This window comes from uncultured Limnohabitans sp. (genome assembly GCF_937889215.1).
In the GTDB taxonomy this organism is placed as follows: Bacteria; Pseudomonadota; Gammaproteobacteria; order Burkholderiales; family Burkholderiaceae_C; genus Limnohabitans_A.
Genome location: NZ_CALBEX010000276.1, coordinates 1 through 5,540, shown reverse-complemented (window position 1 = coordinate 5,540; position 5,540 = coordinate 1). Strand labels below are relative to the sequence as shown.

General features: G+C 59.6%; 6 protein-coding genes and 2 pseudogenes. 1 reads left to right on the top strand and 7 read right to left on the bottom strand.

The window, feature by feature from the left end; genetic code table 11:
* The 5 genes and pseudogenes from Q0341_RS07010 to Q0341_RS06990 all read right to left on the bottom strand — a co-directional run.
* Window positions 1-273: pseudogene (locus Q0341_RS07010) on the bottom strand (GMP synthase (glutamine-hydrolyzing)); the annotation flags it as partial.
* 70 nt (window positions 274-343) lie between these two features.
* Window positions 344-1,813: an IMP dehydrogenase gene (guaB, locus tag Q0341_RS07005; RefSeq protein ID WP_299511510.1), complete on the bottom strand. Its 1,470-nt coding sequence runs from the start codon at window positions 1,811-1,813 to the stop codon at window positions 344-346.
* Window positions 1,814-1,875: 62 nt separating this feature from the next.
* Window positions 1,876-2,784, bottom strand: coding sequence for a class I SAM-dependent methyltransferase (locus Q0341_RS07000; protein ID WP_299511508.1), 909 nt, complete (start codon window positions 2,782-2,784; stop codon window positions 1,876-1,878).
* 20 nt (window positions 2,785-2,804) lie between these two features.
* The gene (locus Q0341_RS06995) at window positions 2,805-3,161 is read right to left on the bottom strand and encodes an RnfH family protein (protein ID WP_299511506.1); all 357 of its coding nucleotides are present in this window, start codon (window positions 3,159-3,161) and stop codon (window positions 2,805-2,807) included.
* On the bottom strand, window positions 3,154-3,594 hold the full coding sequence (locus Q0341_RS06990) for a type II toxin-antitoxin system RatA family toxin (protein WP_299511504.1): 441 nt from the start codon (window positions 3,592-3,594) through the stop codon (window positions 3,154-3,156). Before Q0341_RS06990 ends, Q0341_RS06995 begins: the two co-directional genes overlap by 8 nt.
* A gap of 94 nt (window positions 3,595-3,688) precedes the next feature.
* Here Q0341_RS06990 and smpB point away from each other — a divergent pair, with 94 nt between their 5' ends.
* Window positions 3,689-4,183, top strand: coding sequence for an SsrA-binding protein SmpB (smpB, locus tag Q0341_RS06985; RefSeq protein WP_299511502.1), 495 nt, complete (start codon window positions 3,689-3,691; stop codon window positions 4,181-4,183).
* A gap of 60 nt (window positions 4,184-4,243) precedes the next feature.
* Here the strand turns inward: smpB and Q0341_RS06980 are convergent, their stop codons facing one another.
* Entirely contained in the window at window positions 4,244-5,326 is a 1,083-nt protein-coding gene (locus Q0341_RS06980) for an enoyl-CoA hydratase/isomerase family protein (protein WP_299511500.1), read from the bottom strand.
* Window positions 5,319-5,540: pseudogene (locus Q0341_RS06975) on the bottom strand (permease); the annotation flags it as partial. The gene Q0341_RS06980 and the pseudogene Q0341_RS06975, both read right to left, overlap by 8 nt.

Here is a 5,540-nt window from a genome sequence, read left to right as displayed (position 1 = left end):
CATGGTCTGCATGCCGTAGCAAATGCCCAAGACCGGCACGCCCAACTCAAACACCGCATCGGGCGCTTTGTCGTCCACCTCATACACACTGGCGTGGCTGCCCGACAGGATCACGCCCTTGAGGTTGCCGTCTTTGGCGTATTCGCGCACCCAGTCGCTGCTCACATCGCAGGGATGGACTTCGCAAAACACATGTGCTTCGCGCACACGGCGGGCGATGAGCTGGGTGACTTGCGAGCCGAAGTCGAGGATCAGGATCTTGGAATGCTGCATGGCAGGCGTCGTTCTTTGAGAAATGAAAAGGCGTCTGGGGTGCAGACGCCTTGGTGATCAAATGCAGATTTTACTCAGCCCGGTAGTTAGGCGCTTCTTTGGTGATCTGCACGTCGTGCACATGGCTTTCGCGAATACCCGCAGCGGTGATTTCCACAAACTGAGATTCGTTGTGCATGGCCTCAATCGTCGCGCAGCCGCAGTAGCCCATGCTGGCGCGCAAGCCACCCGCCATTTGGTAAATGATGGACACCACCGAGCCTTTGTAAGGCACACGGCCTTCAATGCCTTCGGGCACCAGCTTGTCGGCATTCGGGTTGCCGGTGCTGGACTCTTGAAAGTAACGGTCGGCACTGCCCTGCTGCATGGCGCCAATCGAGCCCATGCCGCGATAGCTCTTGTAGCTGCGGCCTTGGAACAGCACGATTTCGCCGGGCGATTCTTCGGTGCCCGCAAACATGCCGCCCATCATCACCGTGCCTGCGCCGGCAGCGATGGCTTTGGCGATGTCGCCGCTGTAACGGATACCGCCGTCAGCGATCAAAGGCACTCCTGTGCCTTTGAGGGCTGTGGCCACAGAGTCCACCGCCATGATTTGTGGTACGCCCACACCCGCCACGATGCGGGTGGTGCAGATCGATCCAGGCCCAATGCCCACTTTCACCGCGTCGGCACCCGCTTCGACAAGTGCCAAAGCGGCTGCGCCCGTGGCGATGTTGCCGCCAATGACTTCAATATGCGGGTAGTTTTGCTTGACCCAGCGCACGCGGTCGAGCACGCCTTTGCTGTGGCCGTGGGCGGTGTCGACCACGATGGCGTCCACACCCGCACGGGCCAGTGCTTCCACGCGCTCTTCGGTGCCCTCGCCCACGCCCACGGCCGCGCCCACGCGCAGTTTGCCAGCGCCATCACGAGCCGCATTGGGAAAGTTGAGTTGTTTGGTGATGTCTTTGACGGTGATCAGGCCCTTGAGTTCAAAAGCGTCGTTGATGACCAGCAAGCGCTCAAGCTTGTGTTTGTTGAGCAGGTGCTTGGCTTGCTCGGGCGTGGTGCCCTCGGGCACGGTGATCAGGCGCTCGCGCGGGGTCATGATTTCGCTGACCTTTTGGTCGTAGCGGGTCTCAAAGCGCAAATCGCGTCCGGTGACAATGCCCACCACTTGGCGGCCGTCGCAGACCGGAAAGCCCGACACACCCAGCTCGTCGCTCAAGGCCATGACCTGGCGCACGGTGGTGTCGGGGGTGATGACCACCGGGTCGCGCAGCACGCCCGATTCGTAGCGCTTGACCTTGGCCACTTGAGCGGCTTGTTCTTGTGCCGTGAGGTTTTTGTGCACGATGCCGATGCCGCCTTCTTGCGCGATGGCAATGGCCAAACGGGCTTCGGTCACGGTGTCCATGGCGGCAGACACCAGGGGCAGGTTCAGGCGGATATTTCGGGTGAATTGCGTCGCAAGAGACGTGTCCTTGGGCAGGACTTGGGAGTACGCGGGGACGAGGAGAACGTCGTCAAAAGTCAGGGCTTTACCGAGTAGGCGCATAAGCTAAGGCTCCAAAAAATGGATTGTACCCGTGCCACCCAAGGGATTTCCCTGCAAGGCCCTCAAGCGTTTTGGTAATGCAGCACTTTGAGTGATTTTTCGGGGTCGATGTCGGCAAATGCGGCCGGGTTGGCCAAGCGCTCGACAAAACGCAAAGAAGGGGCGGCCTCGGCCACTTGCGCGTGTAAGAAAGCGCTGTCCAGTTCAGGCGCGTTCAGGCACAGCAGCACATGGCCCTGCGGCTCCAACAGATCGGGCAAGCGGCGGATGAGTTTGACGTAGTCCTTGGTCGCAATGAAGCTGCCCTTTTGGTAGCTGGGCGGGTCGATCACGATCACGCCGTACGGCCCCATTTTGTTGATCTTGCCCCAAGTCTTGAAGATGTCGTGGCCCAAAAATCGGGCCTTGGGCGGCAAATCGTTCAGGCGGTGGTTTTGCTGGCCCACCGCCAGCGCGCCCTGGCTCATGTCCAGATTGACCACTTGGGCGGCCCCGCCTTGCAAGGCCACCACCGAAAACGCGCAGGTGTAGGCAAACAGGTTGAGGATGTTTTCGTGTTGGGCGTGGTTTTTCAGCCACTCGCGCCCTACGGCCATGTCGAGAAACAAACCGTGGTTTTGACCGCGCATCACATGCACCAGGTACTTGGCGCCCTGCTCGGTCACCACATGCGTCTCCGGCACGCGGCCCGCCATGAGGCGAGTTTGTGCTTCCCCTTGCGCACGGCTTTGGAACACCCAGTTCAGCGGTTCACCGGGGGCCAGGGTTTGCCAGCGCTGCGCCAAAGCTTGATGGCAGATGGCCAGTTCGTCTTCGCTCACCGGTTTGAAGCTGGTCAAAACCCACACGGGGGCCAGCCAGTCGAGCGTCCAATGCTCGCAGCCGGGGTGCAAACCGCCCCGGCCGTGAAACACCCGATGGGCATCGCCTGTGCGTTGCATCTGGCCGATGGCGTTCAGTAGGGCTTGCATGGTGATGGGGATGCCTGTGGTCAATAACCGGCTGCCGAGCCGCTTTTGCGGTTGGCAAAGAGGCCCGTGCGGCCTTTGCCCTGGCGCTTGAAGCGCTGTCGGCGTGCCACCATCGGGTCCACCTTCAGGGGGCGGCACAGCTCAACGCGATCACCTTCTTGCACTGGGTGCGTCCAAGCCACTTTGCGGCCCCAAATGGCGGGTTGCATCACATGAAGGGCTTCCTGAAGGACCGCATCCGCGTTCAGGCCTTTCGCAACGCCTTGGTCAAGCACCGCTTGCACGGTACTGCCTGGGGGCACCAGCACAGCCATTTCATGCACATGGCGTGGTGCCAGGCTCCAGCACAGCGTGACCGACACCATCGGCTCAGCCATAAACCGCTTCAGCACGCTTGACGAAAGCATCGACCAAGCTGGCGGCGATCTTGTCGAACACCGGCCCGACCAAAGCGGCCAGTGTTTTGCTGGAAAAACCATACTGCAAATCCAACTCGACCTTGCATGCGCGTTGCGAGCCATCGCCCACGGGAGTGAAGCGCCACATGCCGCTGAGGTTGGAGAAAGGGCCTTGGACCAAGCTCATGCCGACCGAACGGCCTTCTTCGTGCTCGTTGCGGGTGGTGAAGGTTTGCTGAATGCCACCCAGGCTGATGCCCACCTCGGCCACCATGCCATGGGCGTCTTTTTCGAGCACACGGGCTTTGTCGCACCAGGGCAAAAACTCTGGGTAATGGTCCACGTCGGTGACGAGGCGAAACATTTCCTCTGGCGAGTACCAGATCAGAACGGACTTGTGGATATTCTTCATACAATGCTGCGATTGTAGTTTTTCACCACGCCTCTTTGCTTGCATCCGGACTGCTGGCACTTGCGAACGGCCAGGCCGTCCTTATTTGCACCTCATGGCCACCACCAAAAAATCCCCTTCTGCACCCGTATTTGCCAAGATCGCCGAGAACAAAAAAGCGTCGTTTGACTACTTTTTTGAAGAGCGCTACGAGGCAGGCATGGTGTTGGAAGGCTGGGAGGTCAAGGCCATCCGCGAAGGCAAGGTGCAACTGACCGATGGCTATGTGGTCATCCGCAATGGCGAGTTGTTCATCATTGGTTGCCTGATCAACCCGCTCAAAACCGCGTCCACCCACATCAACCCCGAAGCCGCACGCACGCGCAAATTGTTGCTGAACAAAGAAGAGATCAAGCGCCTGATCGGCAAGATTGAACAAAAGGGCTACACCCTGGTGCCCATCAACTTGCATTGGAAGTCAGGCAAAGTGAAATGCGACATTGCGCTGGCCAAAGGCAAGGCCGAGCATGACAAGCGCGACACCATCAAGGACCGTGAAGGCAAGCGCGAGGTAGAGCGGGCCATGAAAAGCCGCCACCGCGACCGCTGACCAGCTGACGTGGACTTGCCCAAAAAGGGGGGGCAGCGTCGGACCTGAAGGCCCGACAAGTCACGCCAAGTCGCGCAACGGGTGGTGGTCCGAGGGCCAAGGGCTCGCAAAGAAACGCGCCGCCTCCGACAAGTCCACATCTTCCACACGGGCCGGTTTCCATTGGGGGCTGTGGTCCTTGTCAATGGCCAAGGCCCGAATGCCTTCCACCGTGTCACTGTCACCCACAGCACGCAGGTGGAAACAGTGGTGCACCATGTCGCGCTCCATGCGCAAGTCATCGGCCAAACTCATTTGGCGGGCGCGGCGAATTTGCTCCAGCACCACATGCAGCATCAAGGGTGAACGGTGACGCAAAGCATGGGCCGTTTTTTGACTCCACTCGTCCGACTCTGACTCTAAACGGGTCAGCATGTCGGCAACATTCTGCAAACCAAAAACTTCGTCGATTTGGGGCTGGGGCGTGAGCTTTTCGGGCAACATGGCACCGGCCTGCGCCAAGACCCAGCGCTCCACCGATTCGGCGTTCTCAAAGGGGCTGCTGATCAAGGTTTGCCAGATGGGCTCCAGCATGCCACTGGGCAGCGCGATGTCGGCGAGCTTGGCTGCCACCGCCTGGGCACCACCAATCATCTGTCCCGTCAGGCCCAAGTATTCACCCAGTCGCCCCGGGCAACGGCTCAGAAAATAACCGCCGCCCACGTCCGGAAACAGACCGATGTTGGTTTCTGGCATGGCCATTTTGGTGCGCTCGGTCACCACCCGCACGCTGGCGCCTTGGCTGATGCCCATGCCGCCGCCCATGACGATGCCGTCCATGAACGCGATGTAGGGTTTGCTGTAAGTGTGGATCAAGTGGTTAAGGCGGTACTCTTCGGTGAAAAAGTCACCCAAAGACGCGTCGCCAGCATGGGCGGCTTGGTGGAAAAACCGAATGTCACCGCCAGCGCAGAAAGCGCCAAATGGGCCTTCTTTGCCGGTGCCTCGCACCGCCACGGCCAGCACTTGCGGGTTGTCTTGCCAGTCCAGCAAGGCCTGCGTCAGAGCCCGCACCATGTCGAGTGACAAGGCGTTGAGCGCTTTAGGGCGGTTGAGGGTGATACAGCCGATGCGGCCTTCGATTTGTGCGATGACATCAGACATTGTTTTGTCTCCAGCCTAACCATTGGTTCATGAGCAAAGCCCCCAAGACCAGGGAGCCGCCCAACAATACGCTCATTTGTGGCGCTTCGTTGGCACCCCACCAAGCCAAGGCGATGCCAAACACCACTTCGAGCATGCCAAGCAAAGAAACTTCGGGAGCTTGGAGTACTCGGGCACAAATGACCGACAAAACGCAGGGGATGGCCAATTGAAA

Bases quoted from the DNA above. Each gene is read 5' to 3' on its own strand.
- Q0341_RS06990 (WP_299511504.1), bottom strand. From the start codon at position 3,594: ATGAAGAATATCCACAAGTCCGTTCTGATCTGGTACTCGCCAGAGGAA.
- Q0341_RS07000 (WP_299511508.1), bottom strand. From the start codon at position 2,784: ATGCAAGCCCTACTGAACGCCATCGGCCAGATGCAACGCACAGGCGAT.
- Q0341_RS06995 (WP_299511506.1), bottom strand. From the start codon at position 3,161: ATGGCTGAGCCGATGGTGTCGGTCACGCTGTGCTGGAGCCTGGCACCA.
- smpB (WP_299511502.1), top strand. From the start codon at position 3,689: ATGGCCACCACCAAAAAATCCCCTTCTGCACCCGTATTTGCCAAGATC.
- guaB (WP_299511510.1), bottom strand. From the start codon at position 1,813: ATGCGCCTACTCGGTAAAGCCCTGACTTTTGACGACGTTCTCCTCGTC.
- Q0341_RS06980 (WP_299511500.1), bottom strand. From the start codon at position 5,326: ATGTCTGATGTCATCGCACAAATCGAAGGCCGCATCGGCTGTATCACC.